The following is an 18,357-nucleotide window of genomic DNA, read 5'->3' as shown; positions in this document are numbered from 1 at the left end:
AATAAGTGATCATTCATCATGTCGCTTTAAGAGGTTTTTACACTGTAAACTGTAGTTGAGTAGAAAAGGGATGCAGACTTTCTTCTACACATGGCGTGGGTGCACTAGACTGGTAAGTAATTGATCTATTACGATTTGGATGCGTAACAAAAGACATGACGACTACTCTCGGTTACATGGGACTTATTCCCTTCATTTTCCTTCCACTGCTGTACGGTTATTCTGTAAATGATTACTCATTTCATTTCTTGATGACATTTTTGGTATACAGCGGAGGCATTGCCATTTTTATGGCGGGAGCGGTATGGGGAAGATGTGTTGATTCAAAACAGCCTAAATCTTTGCCGCTGGTGGCATCAAACGTCATAACGTTAGTTGTTATTGGTTTAGGGCTACTTGCCTATCACAGTCCAGTCGTCTTATTGATCGGCATAGGCTTGGCTCACGGCTTTAATTTGATGTTTGAGCCGAAACGAGATAACCCGAGCTATCAGACGTTAAGAGTTATTCTAACGAGTGTCGTGCTCGCTTCTCACTTAGTAATGCTTGGGCTCTTTGTGCTTACCTGAACCTGATGTGAGCCACGTGACTTAAACTCGAATACCTTAGTCGGGCACACTTCTATGCAGCGACCACAGCTGATGCAATCTTGGCTCATTACTCTGCGATCCCCTTCTTTCAGAGGCTGCTTTAGAATCTCGGGTTCGGGGCAGACGTAGAAACAATCCATACATTTCGTGCAAGCTTCTCTGTTTGTTGCGGTAATGCGCAGTGCGCTCTTGCTTCCAATCACTCCGTAAGTTGCGCCTAAGGGACACAAATGTCCGCACCATCCGTGTTCAACGAGCACAAGATCCAGTAGAAACACCAATACGATGAGGATCCAGCCGGCACCCATGCCAAAAACAAGTCCACGATGAAGCGTTGCTACGGGATCTATCCATGCCCACAAGGTGGTTCCTGAAATGGCACTCCCAATAAGAATGACAGGGATCAGCCAGTACCTAAGAGTTGATGGCCAGCGATAGCTGGCTTTTAGGTTGAGTTTTCGTCTCATCCAAGCGGCTAAATCTGTCACCATATTTAAAGGGCATACCCAAGCACAAAATACCCTTGGCGCTAACATCGCGTAAAACACGATTACAATAGCAACACCAATGAAGGTGGTCATTTCAGGAATATGCCCTGTTGCTAAGGTTTGCAAAACAATCAGTGGATCGCTAAGGGGGATTGTATCCAATACTAAGCTTGAAGAGAGATTTCCTTTAAGTATGCCTAGTGTCGGACCAAGCATAAAACAAGCCATAATAGAGATTTGGCACAAACGGCGATAGATTAGAAAGCGATGTGTTTGCCACCACCCGAGTGCCTCTATTGCTTCTTTACCAGCATCTTTTGCGAGGTTTTTAGCCATTATTTATTCTCCCGCATTTCTTTTAGGCTGGGTACGGGAATGGTTTCATCACCCTTCCAGCCCAATTTGTAGTGATGGCCTAGTTCACCTTTAGCCAGCTCCGTTGGCACTACCTTGATTGCTGCTATTGGCAGTACGCAAGCTTGTTCACACTTACCACATCCGGTACATGACTCTGAATGCACCGTGGGGATCATTTTGGCGTGGATACCCGTGCGGTTATTTCGTTGGTATTCAAGGGTAATTGCCTCGTCGATCAATGGGCAAACTCGATAACAGACATCACAGCGTAAACCAAGATAATTGAGACAGGTTTCGTGATCGATAAGCACCGCAGTTCCCATTAAAGCATCGTCGATGTTAGTTAATGCAGGATCAAGAGCACCTGTCGGACAGGCAACAACGCAAGGTATGTGGTCACACATCTCGCATGGTATATCTCGCGCAGTGAAATAAGGTGTACCAGAAGCAGACTTGGACATTAGAGTAGAAAGTTTGAGAGTATCGTAGGGACATGCTTGAACGCAAAGCCCGCATCGTACACACGCTGCCTCAAAGTCACCGGCAGGAAGTGCTCCTGGTGGGCGAATAGGTACACCGGAACCACCAGCTTGGCTTTGCCGGGACTGTATACCAAGGAGTGTCGCCACGGAGCCCACCCCAATAGCCGTGCGTGCCGCATCACGCAAAAAGCGTCTTCTACTCGGAGAAGGACCATTCTTTGGATTCTTCATTGTGTTACCCCTGCGGATATTCCCCTATTAATTATGTGCCTTTATTGGGTGAATAGTGAGCTTTTGAGTCGAATTATTGAAAGGAAGTCAGCTTTTTATGATCTAGAGCGAATGAGGGTGAGCTAAAGCTTTGATGTGAGAGCCTTGGGCAATAGTGTGGCCCGAGGATAATGCCGTTTGAGAACATTAATAAAATCGGATTTTTTAAGTTTCCAATGATGCCAATGGTACATGCAACGTTAATTTGGCTTTACTCCCAAAACCTATGAGAGAGAGCGAGGGTTGACTATTGATGCCTATAGGTGACTACCATCATTTGACCTGTCTATAAGTAACGAGTTTAGAATGTTAAACCTCATACCCCCTGAATAAAGAGGTACATTTCGTTGCAATCATTACGAGACTTACGCCAGTCAAAGATATATCAACTCTTCGACCATCTGCCATCGACAATGAAAGGGATCACATTTGCCCTTATATCTACAGCATTGTTTACTATAGTAGGGGTATTTGTTCGACAACTCAGTGCAGACTACGACACCTTTCAGATCCTGTTCTTTCGGCAATTGATCTTTATGCTTTTGCTCATTCCTGCAATTAGCAAAAATATGGGTGTGTTACTTAAACCCAATAAACTGTCCCTTCATCTATTAAGGATAATAGGAGCTTTTATTGCATTGTATTTTGGTTTTATAACAGTGAGTAATATTCCATTTTCTGATGCGATAGCACTCGGTTTCTTACAGGTACTCTTTGTGGCTCTGATAGCACGTTTCGTATTGGCAGAGCAGATAACTAGCACTCGCACTTTCACGATTGTAGTTGGGTTTATCGGTGTAATGATGGTTGTTAGACCTACTTTTGCTGAAAGCAATAGCCTTTATGTTTTATCTGGTGTGATTGCCGCACTAGGAGCTGCGGTAGCAGTAGTGTGTGTGAGAAAAGTGGCACAAAGTGAGCCGAAGATAACATTGATGGCATACCAAGCACTGGCTATTGGGTTAATTGCACTAATACCAACTCTCTATTTATGGCGCACGCCGACTATAGAAGACTTTATGTTACTGCTGCTAGTTGGCATCATCTCCTCGTTTGCGCAGTATGTTGGTATATCGGCATATAAATGGACGCAAGCTAACATCATTGCCAATGTCGAGTATGTAAAGATAATCTACTCACTTATTATTGGCTTAGTTATCTTTTCTGAAATTCCTGATTTATGGTCAATGGTTGGCGCATTCATTATTCTTGCTAGTGCGTTGATTCCATTGATTTGGTCTCACTATCAAATAACCAATGAGGATAACCCTAAATGTTGAGCATTAAACAGTTTTGTGAGCAGCTTGCGGTGTCTCGAACAACCGTTCTCTATTACGAACGAAGGGGGCTACTCACGCCCACATCGAGAACATCTAGTGGTTATCGCCAATATGGAGAAGGAGAACTTGAAAGGTTTCGAACGATTCTTACCTATCGTTCTTACGGTATTCCCGTTAGTGAAATAGAGAATCTTTTACAGCAACCTCAAGATAAAGACGCGGTATTAAGACAGCAGTTTTCTGCTCTTGATTTAGAGATTAAAAAGTTGCGTCAGCAGCAACATTCAATCATGACCTTACTTAAAGAGCCTGAACTTCTTAACCAAGGTTTGCTTACTAAAGAACGTTGGACAGAAATACTCAAGGAGTCTGGAATGGATGAGCAGGATATGATTAATTGGCACAAACGTTTTGAGCAAATGGAACCTTTAGGACACCTAAAATTTCTACAATCTTTGAATATAGATGAAGATGAAATCAAGCAGATAAGGGCATGGTCACAACAGTCATAGGTTTATTTGAATGTTCTCACTTCATTATCCGCCAACACGTATCTGACTCATTCCAAGTTGGAGTCCATTAACGTAATAACTAAGATTAGGCTCATTAATACACCTGTATTGATATGCGATTCAAGTATTGTCCTTTGTGTTGGAGAGATGAAATAGAAATGCCCAACAAACGCTATCCGAAGGGCTAGGCTAGAAACAGTTTACTCTTTGTTAAGCCTCTCTTGCTTAGATGATAAGGCGACAAGGTTCTCGCTGCGATTAAATCGCTTTTTACCCGAACTAAATTCAACCGCAAAACCTTAGTTTAGGTTTTAACTTAAGCACTTAAGAATAGATTGTGTTCGAATGATTGGATCTTTTTTACAAACCAAGACAAGGCTTTGCCCTTGTTGTTTTTATGCCAAGCCAGATGTATATCGGGCTCTCTTTGATCAATGCGCTCCACTTCTAAAGCAACCAATTGCCCCAATTGCAGTTCTTGCTGAATACGATGAACCGGTAAATAACCTACCCCGAGACCTTGTAATTGGGCCTCTATCTTTTTAGAAATGCTAGGAACAGTTATGCGAGACTGTCCATCGAGCAAGCCCGCCGAGCGTGTTTCTAGTGTTCTCGAACTGTCTGCGACCACCACCGAGGGGTATTCCTTCATCACTTGCTCAGATAGGGGCTGAACAGCCTTGCACAGCGGGTGGTGTGGTGAAACAGCAAAAATGAGCTCTAATGTACCAAGAGGAGAGGTAGCAATAGATGAATCACTCGTTGAACCGGCAGCGCCAATGACCAAGTCGCAACGGTCTGCAGTTAATGCATCCCAGCTACCACCCAGTACTTCTTCTACCACTTTGATTGCTATCCAGGGGTGTTCCATTTGGAATGCTTCAATAAGATCATAAAGGGGACGAAAGCTCAGCATGCTGTCTACACCTATGCGCAACTCTACTTCCCAACCACTAGCGGATTGCCTTACCACGTTAGTCAGCGTTTCTGTAGCGGTTAAGATAAGCCGTCCCTGTTCTAATACCATACGACCAATATCGGTAAGCTCAGCCTTTCGCTTGGTTCTATCATACAGGGCGACCCCTAAGTCTTCTTCAAGCTTATTGACGGTATAGGAAATAGCCGACGGGACTCGAAACAGCTCATCCGCCGCTCCGGCAAAGCTTTTTTTTCTGTCGATGGCATCGAGCACTTTAAGTGCATCCAACGTAATTGGAGAATTCATCTGTTCAACTCCATTGATGGCAAATGCATAGGTTTAAGGTTTTTCACTCATCTGACAATCACAACTTCAAATTAAGTTTTTTTAAAAGCTCTTAACGATGCTTATTTCAAATTTATTGCTTAAGTGCGATCGCTTTTATCAGCTACTCGCTTGTTACAGCGTAAGAATACTATAGTTCAAAATAACTGTTCTATATCTTCGAATTTTTGCGTTATTTTTTGTAGTACTCTTTAAATACAATGGCTCCATTGGTCAAACACAGTGACCATTAAATTTAAATATATTGGAGCTTATTATGTCTACGCCACTTATTAATAAAACACTTGAGTCAAACGCAACTTGGTCAACTATGGCTCTACGCTTGCCTGTTGGTCTGATCTTTATGGCTCACGGCGCACAAAAACTGTTTGGAATGTTTGGTGGTTACGGATTAGAAGGTACGGGGCAATGGATGGATTCTATCGGCTTAGGCCCTGGTTTTTTGATGGCGTTACTAGCGGGCAGTGCTGAGTTTTTCGGTGGTCTGGCTATTTTAATTGGCCTACTAACCCGTCCAGCAGCATTGATATTGGCATTCACTATGATGGTCGCAATATTGAGTGTTCATTTTGAAAATGGCCTGTTTATGGCGAACAACGGTTATGAGTTTGGATTAGCACTATTGGCTGCCTCTGTTTCATTGTTCATTAGCGGTGCAGGTAACTTGGCTTTAGATAATGAGATTAAATGCCGTTTTGCATAAGACTACGAATCAAACTTAGTTTAAGGAGTTAAAAATGAGCACACACTTTAATCTAATTAAAAAATCTGATTTACATTATTTACCGAGCAGTGATCTACACCCTGCGAATACCTATTTTCATTTTTCGTTCGCGAACTACTACAACCCTAATCGTATGAATTTCGGTGCACTACGAGTATTCAATGATGACGATGTAAAACCGCATAGTGGCTTTGACCGTCATCCACACCGAGATATGGAGATTGTAAGTTATGTCGTTCGAGGTCAACTGACTCATTGGGACAGCGTGACACAAAAAGAGGAAGCTATTGGCCGTGGACACGTTCAAGCGATTTCTGCTGGCTCTGGCGTTTGGCACTCCGAGTTGAATAAGGACGATGACTGGGTACGCTTTTTGCAGATTTGGGTGATGCCAAATAAAGCCGGAGGTCCAGTTCGATACAACCACCAACGTTTTGAACTTGCCGATAGAGAGAACAAACTTCTTCATATAGTGGGCAACCCAGAGAATAAGGACACATCGCCACTTTATATTAATTCTGACGTGAATTTCTACGCCTCAGAGATGACCGATAAAAAAGCGGAAGTAGAGTTTGAGCTAAAGCCTGGACGCCAAGCATACATAAGCAATATCGAAGGGACTGTGCATGTGGAAGGTCATCCTTCTTTGGGAGAGCAAGATACATTAGAGCTCACTCAACCAGGGAAACTAAAGTTTACCCTGAAAGACGAGCATGCTCATTTCATTATTATAGAGATGACACAATGACCGAAAAAGAGTGGGGATTGTAACGTATGAGTGATTTTGGTCAGACGATTAGAGGCTTGGCAATACTTCAGCTAATCCAAAGACTGCTATCTTAGTAAAACATCTGACACGTTTCTGTCTAAAGGCGTACCAGAATGAATCTATGTAAAAAATCTCGTTTTGCTTATGATTTTGTCCAATTCGCCGTATGCATTTCCTTTGTATGAGTTTGTGAAATTCTAATTGTGTTGTGCTGATATAAAGCAACTGAGGTTTTCCTCGGTTGCTTTATATTAATTAAACGCCTTGCCAATTTACATTCTATTCTCTTTCGAAGGGAAAGCTCAAAAGTGTTGATTAGATTGCGCTAATTTACTACGAGCGAGAGAGCCAAGCAGCACCTCGAACTCCGCTACTATCACCAAACTTAGCCTTTTTGATTGATACCGTAGCAACATCAGTAAAGAGGTACTTTTGTATGGCGACTGAAATATCGTTATAGATTGCATCATAGTTAGATAAACCGCCGCCTATTATTATATCATCAGGGTCCATCACATTGATTAATTGAGAGAATGCTCGTGCTGCTTGGTCTATAAACAGCTTATAACATTGTACGGCTTGTTCTTCATCTTGCTTGACTAGTTCAATTATTCCTTTGGCACCTAAGGTAATTCCTGTCGCTAGTTTATAGCTAAGCTCTAGTCCAGTTCCGGAAATATACTGCTCTATACAATCACTTTTACCGCAGTAGCATTGTCTACTTGGACCGTCTTTTTCTAAACTGTACGATGGTAAAGAGTTATGCCCCCACTCGCCTGCGATTGCATTGCGTCCTCTCCAAATTTGCTTATCTATTATTAATCCACCACCACATCCAGTTCCAAGAATAGCACCAAAGACTAGACGCCCTGAGACTGCTGCTCCGTCTACAGATTCAGACAATGCGAAACAATTTGCATCATTTTCGATTGAGATTACTCGCGATAAGAATCTTTCTAAGTCGCCTTTTAGGTCATGGCCATTTAGAAATGTACAATTTGCATTCTTGACCAATCCAGAAATGGGGCTTATGGAACCCGGAAGGCCGAGGCCAACTTTGGCATCGATATGTAACTCGGTTTCTATTTTGTGTACCAAGTGGACAATAGTATGGATAAATTCATCATAGTTACGAGGTGTCGATACTCTTTCTTTATATAATATTTCAGTAGCATCATTTAAAACACATGCTTCTATTTTAGTCCCGCCAATATCAAATCCAATATACATATAAATCTCCTAAAGGGTTAAAGTAGCCCAAAGAACTTTGGTAATGTCAAACTAATGGCAGGGAAGAAAGTAATCAGAAGTAAACCTATGAGCTGAACAAGGAATATTGGTAGTAATGGTTTGATTACATTGGTTATTTTCTCTCCCGCTATATTGCAAGATACAAATAATACTGTTCCAACCGGAGGGGTTACTATCCCCATAGATAAGTTATAAACAATAATGATGCCAAAGTGAACAGGGTCTATACCAAGCCCTGTAACTACTGGATATAGAATCGGTGTAAAAATAAGTACAGCTGGTGACATATCCATGAATACACCGACGAGCAATAGAGTTAAGTTTATTAAAAGAAGGATTGTATATTTGTTATCACTTATCTGAATGAGAAAGTTGCCTATAGTGTCTGGGATGCTTGCGAAAGTCATACTCCAACTCATTAGCCCGGAGCAAGCGATCAGAAACAAAATTACAGAAGAGTTGATTGCTGAGTTGCTTACAATGCTAACTAGGCTTTTCCATGTAATATTTTTATAAACAATTGAAAGCACCAAGCTGTAAGCCACTGCGATTCCTGAAGCTTCAATGGCTGTAAAAATCCCCCCGATAATCCCTCCAATCACAACCACAATAAGGAATAAGCTTGGTACTGCACGCCAAACAATAATGCCCACCTCATAGGCAGTATGGTTGGTGTCGTCGACGGGGTAGTTATGTTTGCGAGCGTAAATATATGCAACAATCATAACGCTGACACCCATTATAATACCTGGCACATAACCAGCTAAGAATAGAGCTGCGATTGATGCAGATCCGCCAGTTATCAATGAGTAAACGATGAATACACCAGTAGGTGGGATAAGCATGCCACAGATCGATGAGGCCGCATTGACTGCGGTAGTAAATGGCATATTGTAATTTTTGGCCTTAGCCATGGGTGTCATAATGCCACCGATAGCAGAGGAGGAAGCAATTGCAGACCCAGATAAAGACCCAAACATCATATTAGCAACAATATTGGTTTGCCAAAGGTTACCAGGAATTCGTTTTCCGAATAACATAGCTAACGTAATCAAACGTTCAGCAATACCGCCCTGATTCATTATGTTGCCAGCAAGAATGAAGAAAGGTAAAGCTAGAAATCCAAAACTGTCTAATCCGCTGAACAGCTTTTCGCCAGTCGTTGCAACTAGGTTATGCACATCAATTTGAAGTCCGAGAGTCATTAGACCCGAAATTGCTAACCCGACTGATATTGGCGTACCGAGAAACAAAAAAGTAAAAAAAGTCACAAAAAGCACTAAAAATGACAGCATTTCTAGGTTGTCATACAGGTAGTCATCAAAGGCGGGCACGTCTTTTAAGTATAAGAATACTGTAGTGATTGCTCCCAATACTAGGACTGTTGTGACGGCTGTGATTAGATCTGCTTTGGATTTGGTTACTTTTTTGAATAACTTTTGAAGTAAATGGGTTGCAATAATGACGCCTGATACAACTAGAACAGATTGAACAAGACCAACTGAAATCTTTAATATAGGAGTCGTAAGGTTTATGTTTTTTTGAACTGCGAACCACCCCCCAGCAATGATCGTAATAGCTAATACCAAGTTTAGAATGATATTCACAGTTTCCAGCATTGATCTCTTAGGTTCGCTCAACCTATCAGAAAGAATTGGCAGATTAAGGTGCTTATCTTTCATAAAGCAAAGCGCAGCACCTAAAATCCCGAGAACGATGAGTGAATATCGTAATAACTCTTCCGATATATTACTCGGGGAATCGATAACATATCGGCAAAATACCTGATATACAATCATTACACTCATGAAAGCAAGCAATAAGGTCAGAAGGTGACCAACAGTGCTTTCTATAAACTTTAGTGGTTTAAAATTAAATTTTTGGGCTGGCTTTAATGCATTTGCATAGTTAGTCATAATTCAATACCAAGATAGAAGTAAGTGTTCCCTCACCCTAAATATGTAAGGATAAGGGAGTACAGAACAGTTAAGTCATATATGGTTAGCTTCGGTTTTGGATTGTTAAAATCTTATTGATCAGCTCTTTCTTGTTCGAATCATCTTGCGCTTCTTCATACAGTGGCTCAATGCGTTCGATGAGTTCATCTTTGTCGATGGAAGTGAACTTAACGTTCATTTTTTCCATTGCCATGTTTTCAGATTCAGTTATTTGTTCTTCGATAAAGCTGATCGACTTGATGCTTACTTTATCGAATTCCTCTTGTAGAATTTGATAGTCCGCTTCGCCTACTCTTTTTGTAAAGCGTGGACTAGCCAAAACAAAATCGGTTAAACGAGTATGCTCTGTTCGAATTGCATACTTTGTTACTTCACCAAAATTGAGTTCCCAAAGCGCACCTAAACCACCTTCTGCGCCATCAATTACTCCTTGTTGAAGCGCAGAGTAAATTTCTGAAAAATCCATAGGTGTCGCAACAGCACCAAACGCTCTAAACGTCTTTATATAAGTATCACTAGGAACCGTTCTGATTTTCAAACCTTTAAGGTCGTCTAGATTTTGGACGTTTTTAGTAGTGTAAACGCTTCTAAAACCATTGTTGAGGAAACCTAAAGTGTTGAGGTTGCGATCGGAAGTTGCTTCCTGAATTAACTGCGTCACCTCTGGGTTTGTCATTGTTGATTCAAACTCCTCTGTCGATCGAAAAATATAAGGTAGATTCAATACGCCAATCTGAGGGACTAAATTCTCAAGTGTTCCACTATTGATTAGGCCTGCATCAATAACACCACTTTGTACTTGCTGAATGTATTGCTCTTGGCCACCCAGAGTTCCGTTCCAGTAAATACGAAATGACACTCGACCTTCAGTTCTATGGTCAACAGCTTCGGCAAATTGAGTCAATAATTGCCCTGGTGCTCCATCGGAAGGTACGTTGGTTGCTAACTTATATACTCGGGCATTTGCGTTGAAAGATAGCAAAGTGAGTGAACCAACGACGAGTAGGGCAGAAGTAATTTTATTCATTTATTATTATCCTTGTAGAGTTCTAGAGTTAATTACCAAAAAAGCTTCTTGTGTCCCATTGCTCTAAGGACAGCTTCAAAATAGTAATAGTCACCATACGGAAGCATGGCATTGGCCATATAATCTAGATCTTTTTCATTAGCTTGAGGGAGATGCGAAGCTGCATTTGACAAAAGGCCTTGCGAATCAGGAACGGCTGAAATATCAAATTTTTTCCTCAGTGCAAAAAGCATATCTCTACCAAAAGATTCATAATGCACGGCTTTTTCGATGTGGTTAGAAGACCGTAATACTTCACCTAAAAGAAATAGGCCAGCAGCGGTAATCGAACCAGCAGAGGTATCTTTATATTGAATTTCATATTCTGGGAGTAAATAATCCCAGACCGGAACTAAGTCTGGAGTTATATGTTCAAAAACATAATCAGCTAGCTTCATACTTGCTTCGATGTATCGCTCATCTCCAGTTAACAAAGCCATTTGTGCAAAACCATGAATAGCCCATGCTTGACCACGACTCCAGCAAGATTCGTCGGCATAACCTTGATGGGTGCATCCTTTGATTGGCTTATTAGTTGAAGTATCAAAATCAAAAGTGTGATAAGTACTAAAATCATCCCTTACTATGTATTTTAATGTTGTATCAGCTTGCGCAATAGCAACATCCCTATAAGCTTGAACATTGGTTTCTTTCCATGCCCACATTAGTAATGATAGATTTTGCATGCAGTCAATAATGATTTTTCCCTGCACTGACTCGGCATGAGCTGTATCTTCAGCACCAGCCTCCCAAGCGACTAAGTATTTTCCGTGCCAATTAAAGCGACTGCGCAGAGCATCAGCTGCTTTCAATGCCAATTCACGGGCGTTCCTATTTCCTGTCAACTTATAATCAGCAACAGCTGTGAGGCTGTACTCAAATCCTAAATCGTGATTCAGCCAAAGAGGTTTGTCGAGAATGTCTTTAAAGTGGGCGTAACGCATTCTTGCTAGATTCTTGAGTTCATCCTTTCCTGTGAGCATGTGAGCTAGCCATAGATTTCCGGTCCAAAATGAATCGGTCCAAAAGTAATCCTCCGGATAAAGCCATGTGAAGTCTTCGGCACCGGCGCCGATCATTGGATTGCGAAGTCCGATAATTGGAGCGTTTCGCTCAATGTTGCTAACGATGTCAGCTTGAATTTCTAAAAGTTGCTTAAGCATGTTATCTCCAAAACTAATATGGGCACGGCACTAAAAGCTAGCCGCGTTCAACTGCCAGTATTATTGCCTTTAGTGCGATTGTTATACCGTGATTGGATTCACATAAATGAAACGTTCCATTATTTTATGAAATAAAACATCATGCTTGAGTGAGGGTTTTTTGAACGTAACAAATTGTAAATAGTTTTAATTATGCATATATGTAGTTTTTTATGGTGTTCATCATGGTTTATTCAACGATAAATCTTGATTTTATCTTTTTTGTAATTTATCTCCTCTCGCCTCCTACCTTGTTGTGATGAAACGTTTCAGGATAATGAGGCTTGATGCGCAAAAAGAGTCATTAAATGGAACTATTTCTGATTACTATCATCGATATCACAGTTTTCTAGCTCATCTACCAATAGCATGCCCATCGAAAACACAATAATAGTCACCTAGCTAATAGGATTATCATGAAACCAAAACTACTCGTTACCTTACTTTTTGGCACGTCTATTCTCGCCTCCCAAACTACTTTTGCGAATTCAGGCCCATTGCTTTTAAGTTCAGACACAGACAAGCCTGCAGTATTGAGCAAGATTAGTGATGCCAGTTGGGCTTCCTCTGTTTTTGAGCAGATGAAGTCTGACGTCGACGTATATGTTGCGAAGACTCAAGAACAAGAAGACTGGATGTATTCTCGCCTAGCGATGAACTGGGATACTAAGTACACGACTCCAATTATCTCTGATCAAAAAATGGTGTCAGGGGAGGGTTCTGCTGAGATAGCAACACCACGATTTGCTGGTTCAAGGGACTGGAACACTGAATACCAGGCCCCAAGTATTGAAGATTTGAGGCCATATAACGATGTAGATGGAAAATTGTACCTTGAGCATAAGGTGACTGGAGTTCAAAGTCTCGTAGAGCCGCAAAAATCAGGGCACTCAATAGAAATCATTAATAGAAACATAATGAAAGTAGCTTCTGAGGCAGCCTTTCTTTACTGGATCACCAATGATGAAAAATACGCTAAGTTTTCAAAGGATATTTTGTGGACTTATATGGCCGGACTTGCGCAAAAAAATGAGCCAAGGATCATCGATAATAATGAGACCACTGCACGGATAATTGGTGTTACTTCACATGAAGTTATTCATGAAGACATAGTTAAATCTATAGCAGTTGCCTACGATTATTTGAGGGATTACGTTGATCAAAACGAAGCTGTTGTTGTTGAACAAGGTATCAAGCGAATAATCGATAGAGTGATTGTTGGTGGAGAAGCGCACGGTAACTGGAACTTACATCAAGCGATTCAAATTGCTTATGGTGGATTGGCATTGAAACCAAATGACCACTATGAAGATAAGAAAGGTCGTGAGTACTATATTTCTATCGTTCTTGATGCAGATTTAATTAATCAAATGGGCGTTAATGAGGTCATCAAGACTGGCTATGATCTTGACAGTGGAGTGTGGCCAGAAGCTCCAAGTTATGCATTTGATACAACGAGCAACATTATTGAAATTGCATCACTTTTATCTAGCACTGATGGCGGTGCTGCAGTCTTAGATAGCCCGACTATTTCTGCCGCAATTCAAAGTCAGGTGCAGCAAACGTATCCATCAGGTCAATCTCATGGTCTTGGGAATAGCACATACCAAAGAGTTAACGCAAAACTTCTCGAAAACATTTTAGCCTGGAATAACGAACGAAACCCGCAAGTAGCAAAGTATGTATCAAGTGTGCTTGGTAGTGAAATTGATGGCGGCTATTACGACAGGCATACAATAGATAACCGCATTTTTGCATTGACTAAATATATTGGTGAGCTTCACGAAACTGATACACATCAGGTTGACTATCCAACCATTTCTTTTATTAAACCGCTTAATTTAGTGCTTCAGCGTAGTTTAGTTGACAACAATGATAAATATAAATCATTGGGTTCAGCTATCTACGGCACTAAGGGCAAGCATATGCAAGCTAACGGTTTAGCTATTGAACTGTTCGGTGCCGGCCATGTTCAAGCTATTGACCCAGGTCGTGGAAGTAGTTATTGGCAGGGGGATCATCAAGACTTTTACGCACAATTACCTGCACACAATACCGTAATACCAAATGGTAACCTGAGATATGAGGCTGTTGTACCTAACGCATTGGAACCAACAGGTCAGAAGCAGGAGATGGTTGTTAATACCACATATCCGGATATTGGCTCTCTTGAGGTCACACCATACAACTATGTAAACGCAAGCATGGTTTATCCCGAAGCTATTCAAAATCGAACCCTTGCTCAAGTTCGAATAGATGAAGATACCGCATTTTTCTTTGATGTATTTAGATCTAAGAATACAAAACCTTCTAATAACGAGTACCACGATTGGTTTTTCCACAGCATGGCGGATAAAAGTATGCTCAAGTCTGGAGCACTCAAGCCTAGCCAGGTTTTAACTAGCAAGAATGGCAACCATAAAGGCTATGACTATTTTAGTAATGAACAGTCAACTGAGATTACCGAGTCACTTTTGGTCACTTTTCAATCCCAAATAAATGAAGATGATATTGCTATTAATATCCTAATGCCGAAGGCATCCAATAGAACGGTATTCACTGTTGATAGCCCTGCGAATAGAGCTGGACGTTTTTACTACGATGAGAATATTTGGAACAAACCAACAAAATCCCTAATGGTCCGCCAGAAAGGTGATGCATGGGATGAACCATTCGTCGCGGTTTATGAACCTTACATTTCAGAAGTTGGATCGCAAATTCAATCCGTTGAACAGACGGGTATTAACGAATGGGTAGTCAAGGGACCTGACTGGATTAGAACACTGACGCTGAATGACAATAAGTTAACACTCAGTAATTAAGAACAATAAAAATCAAAATTAAATATAGGATAGCAAGAGAATGAAAAAATTACTTTTAACACTTCCAGCTGTATGTATGTTTGCTCCAATAACTACTGTTGCAGCTACTGAAGGTGTAGTACAAGATAATTACTCAAAGGTGCAACTAGTAACTCGTACCCAATATCGAACCGCTAGTGATCAGTTTCTTCAAATGTTTCGTATCGCGGGAGTGGTTACAGAGCAGGATAGTATGCTACGCGGTATGTACTGGAGCATAGAGACTAATGCCTCTATGGGTAATGATTTTAGCGAGTTTAAATCTTCGTACAACGAAGCTGAGTTTAACAAAGGTTTCTATTTTGGTAAGAATGCCATCAAACCTGGAGCGGTGTTTAGTTGGAATAGTAGTGGGTTACGTGTAGATCCGTATGTCGAATTTGATCGTAGATGGACAAAAGATTTTTCGACTGCAATACGAGCTCGTTACAATATTAACACTTACGATTCTACTGATATCTACGGTGAAACGGATAGAGACCGCACTCAGCGTTATGATCTCTACATATCGTATAATTTAACGGATAGTGTCAACATTAAATACAACCCGACATATTATGTCAAAACAGATAACTACCATAATCGAAATGGCGAAAACGACATTTTAGAGCATAATGTAACCGTTCAATATGATGCTACGGAACGGTTCAAACCATTTATTGAACTAGGTGATCTGGGCTATAACGAGCGATTTGATGATACTGAATATCAAATACGTTTAGGCTTTAGGTATCAGTTGGCTAACTAGTTTCCATAGAATAACGTAGAGCTCTCATTGTTAATGTTATGCTCTACACTTCATTGAAACAGTGTCATTTGTTGTGTAATATTTCTGAAAATGACTCCCGTTACAATCAGGAGTGTCGTGCTAGATTAATAAATCAGCTTCTCACTCTAAGGAATAACTCTCATGAAAAAAACAACACTTGACGATATAGCCAAACTGAGTGGTGTATCAAAGACTACAGTCTCTCGAGTTCTCAACTCAAGCTCTCAGGTTAGTGACACTATTCGTCAAAAAGTAGAAGCAGTGCTGGAAGATTCTGGGTATCAGAAGAAACCGCAAAAAATGGAGTTCTCATTAGATTTTCGAAAGATCACTATTATTAGCGATGAAGAAGATGTATCAACTCCAAGCAGCTTTTTTAGTTCAATAGTTGACGGTTTAAAGCATGAAGCCAACAAACTTGAACTACAAATCGAATGGATACTAAAAAACCAGATAAAAACGCCAAGCGTGTTAGAGGAAAGGCTTAACAATAGCGAAGCGGTTATTATGTTGGGAATGGAAAACTATGAACTTCTGCATCAGATACAAAAACATAATCTTCCAGTAGTGATAATGAATGGGGTAGACCAAGAAATGAAGGTTTCTAGTATATCCCCTGACTATGAGCTAGGCGCCTATATGGCTACACGTGAACTCTACAAGCATAATCATCGAAACATTAAGATAATGACAGCTGAAATCAAACATTCAATCTATGACAGAACGGATGGTTTTAGAAGAGCTCTTCTAACATCAGGTTTACAGTTTGATTATGCTAAAAATGTATTGGATATTGTTCAACGTGCAGATGAAGTTGATCCTTCCGGAAGATTACAAGCATCTATTAGGTCGCGAAGCGCTGGTATGGATTTTGGTGCGCGTCAAATACTTCCTTATCTTATTGAACAAGGTGAGTTTGACGATTGCACCGCTGTTTTCTGTATTTGCGATATGATGGCAATCTCATTAATAGATGAGCTGTCAGCAAGAGGGATCCGTGTTCCTGAAGATATATCCGTTATTGGTTTTGATGATATTGAGATTGCATCAATGACTAATCCGCCACTCACCACCATTAGTACTAATTATCGAACACTGGCAGCATCAACAATTCACTTATTAATACAATCAGCAAGAGATAAACACTCTCTGCCAATAAGATCAAATCTTGGTGTTGAACTTATTGAAAGAGGTTCAATTTGTAATCTTGAAACAAGTGAACAATAGGCAATGCCAGTGATCATTAAATTTAAAATAAAGACTAATACTTCTTTATTTTAATGGCAGGAAAACTTAATGACTATACACCTTCTAGATAATAAAATTCACAATTATGCTTGGGGAAGCAAGAATGACATGCGAGAATTGTTTGGTATTGCAAACCCAGAATCTAAACCTCAAGCTGAATTATGGATGGGAGTGCATCCTAACGGGTGCTCGAAATTAGCAGGTACAGATACTTTACTGTCAACTTTTATAGATACAGATAAAACGGCGAATTTGGGGACTTATACAACAGCACGATTTGGAACACTTCCTTTTCTCTTTAAAGTGTTATCAGCTAAATCCCCATTGTCAATTCAAGTGCATCCAAACAAAATAAACTCTGAAGCAGGCTATGATCGAGAGAATGCATTAGGTATTCCTTTAGGGGCGAGCAATAGAAACTACAAAGATCGAAATCACAAACCAGAACTGGTTTATGCCTTAACACCGTATAAAGCGCTCAATGGCTTTCGACCCATTGAAAATATTTTACAGATGTTTACTCTAATTGATTTACCCTCTTTATCTGAAAGTTTGAAAGACTTCAGGAATAGGCCCAACAATGATGGTCTGAAAGATTTTTTTAAGACTATTATGCACTTAGAAGAAAAAAAAAGACGCCAAGCAATCAATGAATTATTGAGATTTTCTGAGAAAAGCCAAACAAATGAGTCACTCTCAGACGCACTGATATTTTGTACGGAATTTCATGTTGAGTACCCATTTGATGTTGGGGTCTTTTCTCCACTGTTTTTAAACACTCTCCATCTTTGTCCTGGAGACGCTATGTTTCTGCATGCAGAAACTCCGCATGCATATATAAAAGGGACAGGGCTAGAAATAATGGCTAACTCAGATAACGTTTTGCGTGCAGGGCTAACAGAAAAGCATATTGATAGAGATGAACTCATAGCAAATATAAACTTTAGTTCTATGCTTCCTGAACGTTTGCTACTAGAGCCGATCTCTAGAAAAAATAAGCTTGTCTATCCAATACCGGTTGATGACTTTCGATTTGATATATTAACTTCTGGAGAAGAATGGAATGAAGAATACACCCGTAGTGCTGAAATAGTTTTCTGTATAGATGGTGCTGTTACTATTGAAAATAATGGTCATCAAACAATTTTAGCTCCGGGGGATTCAGTATTTATTTGTAATGAAACAACTCATTACAGATACACTGGTATAGGTAGATTAGCACGCGCATATAATTAAATTATTTCAGATAGATAAAACTGCCACGTT

16 protein-coding genes and 1 pseudogene are annotated in these 18,357 nt (G+C 40.4%); 9 read left to right on the top strand and 8 right to left on the bottom strand.

Features of this window, described 5'->3' with window-relative positions; translation table 11 throughout:
* The first annotated feature begins 155 nt into the window (after positions 1 to 155).
* Positions 156 to 569 (top strand): DUF3429 domain-containing protein, encoded by a 414-nt coding sequence (locus OCU48_RS18760; RefSeq protein WP_141346587.1) that lies wholly within the window; start codon positions 156 to 158, stop codon positions 567 to 569.
* On the opposite strand, the gene napH is transcribed toward OCU48_RS18760, so the two are convergent.
* Positions 533 to 1,414 (bottom strand): quinol dehydrogenase ferredoxin subunit NapH, encoded by an 882-nt coding sequence (napH, locus tag OCU48_RS18755; RefSeq protein ID WP_141346586.1) that lies wholly within the window; start codon positions 1,412 to 1,414, stop codon positions 533 to 535. The two genes, OCU48_RS18760 and napH, sit on opposite strands and share 37 nt — an antisense overlap.
* On the bottom strand, positions 1,414 to 2,148 hold the full coding sequence (napG, locus tag OCU48_RS18750) for a ferredoxin-type protein NapG (protein WP_141346585.1): 735 nt from the start codon (positions 2,146 to 2,148) through the stop codon (positions 1,414 to 1,416). Before napG ends, napH begins: the two co-directional genes overlap by 1 nt.
* A gap of 452 nt (positions 2,149 to 2,600) precedes the next feature.
* Here napG and OCU48_RS18745 point away from each other — a divergent pair, with 452 nt between their 5' ends.
* Entirely contained in the window at positions 2,601 to 3,467 is an 867-nt protein-coding gene (locus OCU48_RS18745; RefSeq protein ID WP_141346648.1) for a DMT family transporter, read from the top strand.
* Entirely contained in the window at positions 3,461 to 3,979 is a 519-nt protein-coding gene (locus tag OCU48_RS18740) for a MerR family transcriptional regulator (RefSeq protein WP_141346584.1), read from the top strand. The genes OCU48_RS18745 and OCU48_RS18740 overlap by 7 nt, the downstream gene beginning before the upstream one ends.
* A 316-nt stretch (positions 3,980 to 4,295) precedes the next feature.
* On the opposite strand, the gene OCU48_RS18735 is transcribed toward OCU48_RS18740, so the two are convergent.
* Complete coding sequence (locus tag OCU48_RS18735; RefSeq protein ID WP_141346583.1) at positions 4,296 to 5,204, bottom strand: LysR family transcriptional regulator; 909 nt, start codon at positions 5,202 to 5,204, stop codon at positions 4,296 to 4,298.
* A 295-nt stretch (positions 5,205 to 5,499) separates the two neighbouring features.
* Here OCU48_RS18735 and OCU48_RS18730 point away from each other — a divergent pair, with 295 nt between their 5' ends.
* Positions 5,500 to 5,946 carry a DoxX family protein gene (locus tag OCU48_RS18730; RefSeq protein ID WP_141346582.1) on the top strand — a complete coding sequence of 149 codons (447 nt, stop codon included), beginning with the start codon at positions 5,500 to 5,502 and terminating at the stop codon, positions 5,944 to 5,946.
* A 34-nt stretch (positions 5,947 to 5,980) separates the two neighbouring features.
* Positions 5,981 to 6,715, top strand: coding sequence for a pirin family protein (locus OCU48_RS18725; RefSeq protein WP_141346581.1), 735 nt, complete (start codon positions 5,981 to 5,983; stop codon positions 6,713 to 6,715).
* Between the two features lie 354 nt (positions 6,716 to 7,069).
* Here OCU48_RS18725 and OCU48_RS18720 read toward each other — a convergent pair whose 3' ends face one another.
* The 5 genes and pseudogenes from OCU48_RS18720 to OCU48_RS18700 form a co-directional block, all read right to left on the bottom strand.
* Complete coding sequence (locus tag OCU48_RS18720; protein WP_141346580.1) at positions 7,070 to 7,966, bottom strand: ROK family protein; 897 nt, start codon at positions 7,964 to 7,966, stop codon at positions 7,070 to 7,072.
* A gap of 17 nt (positions 7,967 to 7,983) precedes the next feature.
* Positions 7,984 to 9,282 carry a TRAP transporter large permease gene (locus OCU48_RS18715; protein ID WP_244312361.1) on the bottom strand — a complete coding sequence of 433 codons (1,299 nt, stop codon included), beginning with the start codon at positions 9,280 to 9,282 and terminating at the stop codon, positions 7,984 to 7,986.
* Between the two features lie 186 nt (positions 9,283 to 9,468).
* Positions 9,469 to 9,786, bottom strand: a pseudogene (locus tag OCU48_RS18710) (TRAP transporter small permease); the annotation flags it as partial.
* 202 nt (positions 9,787 to 9,988) lie between these two features.
* Positions 9,989 to 10,972 carry a TRAP transporter substrate-binding protein DctP gene (gene dctP, locus OCU48_RS18705; RefSeq protein ID WP_141346578.1) on the bottom strand — a complete coding sequence of 328 codons (984 nt, stop codon included), beginning with the start codon at positions 10,970 to 10,972 and terminating at the stop codon, positions 9,989 to 9,991.
* A gap of 32 nt (positions 10,973 to 11,004) precedes the next feature.
* Positions 11,005 to 12,174: a glycoside hydrolase family protein gene (locus OCU48_RS18700; protein ID WP_141346577.1), complete on the bottom strand. Its 1,170-nt coding sequence runs from the start codon at positions 12,172 to 12,174 to the stop codon at positions 11,005 to 11,007.
* A gap of 455 nt (positions 12,175 to 12,629) precedes the next feature.
* Here OCU48_RS18700 and OCU48_RS18695 point away from each other — a divergent pair, with 455 nt between their 5' ends.
* The 4 genes from OCU48_RS18695 (at position 12,630) to manA (ending at position 18,327) form a co-directional block, all read left to right on the top strand.
* Positions 12,630 to 15,035 carry a heparinase II/III family protein gene (locus OCU48_RS18695; protein ID WP_141346576.1) on the top strand — a complete coding sequence of 802 codons (2,406 nt, stop codon included), beginning with the start codon at positions 12,630 to 12,632 and terminating at the stop codon, positions 15,033 to 15,035.
* Between the two features lie 40 nt (positions 15,036 to 15,075).
* Complete coding sequence (locus OCU48_RS18690; protein WP_141346575.1) at positions 15,076 to 15,822, top strand: oligogalacturonate-specific porin KdgM family protein; 747 nt, start codon at positions 15,076 to 15,078, stop codon at positions 15,820 to 15,822.
* A gap of 162 nt (positions 15,823 to 15,984) precedes the next feature.
* The gene (locus tag OCU48_RS18685; RefSeq protein ID WP_141346574.1) at positions 15,985 to 17,070 is read left to right on the top strand and encodes a LacI family DNA-binding transcriptional regulator; all 1,086 of its coding nucleotides are present in this window, start codon (positions 15,985 to 15,987) and stop codon (positions 17,068 to 17,070) included.
* Positions 17,071 to 17,139: 69 nt separating this feature from the next.
* On the top strand, positions 17,140 to 18,327 hold the full coding sequence (manA, locus tag OCU48_RS18680; RefSeq protein WP_141346573.1) for a mannose-6-phosphate isomerase, class I: 1,188 nt from the start codon (positions 17,140 to 17,142) through the stop codon (positions 18,325 to 18,327).
* Positions 18,328 to 18,357 lie beyond the last annotated feature (30 nt).

Source organism: Vibrio inusitatus, from assembly GCA_024346935.1.
GTDB lineage: Bacteria > Pseudomonadota > Gammaproteobacteria > Enterobacterales > Vibrionaceae > Vibrio > Vibrio inusitatus.
Note: the sequence above shows the minus strand (reverse complement) of the source record. Positions and strands in the feature narration are given on the sequence as shown.